The sequence below is a fragment of the Corallococcus aberystwythensis genome, assembly GCF_003612165.1.
Lineage (GTDB): Bacteria > Myxococcota > Myxococcia > Myxococcales > Myxococcaceae > Corallococcus > Corallococcus aberystwythensis.
Genome location: NZ_RAWK01000616.1, coordinates 1 through 391, shown reverse-complemented (window position 1 = coordinate 391; position 391 = coordinate 1). Strand labels below are relative to the sequence as shown.

Below are 391 nucleotides of genomic sequence, written 5' to 3'. Positions count from 1 at the left end.
TCCTCGTCCCTCTCGCCGCCGCGCAGGCGGAGCCGGAACCCCTGTCCCTCGAGCCCGAGGACATCATCCTCACCGCGGAGCCTGAACCCTCCGCCCCGTCGAACTCCTGGGCGGACTCCATCCCCGCGTCCCCCCGCGACGCCCTGGAACTTCCCGCCACCGACAACACCGCCGCCCTCACCGAGGCCCGCAAGCGCGCCCAGGCCGCACTGCTCCAGGACATGGCGGAAGCCCTGCGCCGCTCGGCCTCCGTGCCCCTGGACCCCTGGCTCACCGAGGACTCCTCGCGCTTCCCCGTCGCGCCGCCGCCGGAAGCCGACCTGCCCCTCCTGGAGGTGGAGCCGGAGAGCTGGGGCGACATCGTCCCCGCCGCCGCGCCCCTCCCCGACAC

Annotated in this window: 1 pseudogene; it reads left to right on the top strand. The window is 75.2% G+C overall.

The features are described from left to right. Positions 1 to 391: pseudogene (locus D7W81_RS41750) on the top strand (hypothetical protein); the annotation flags it as partial.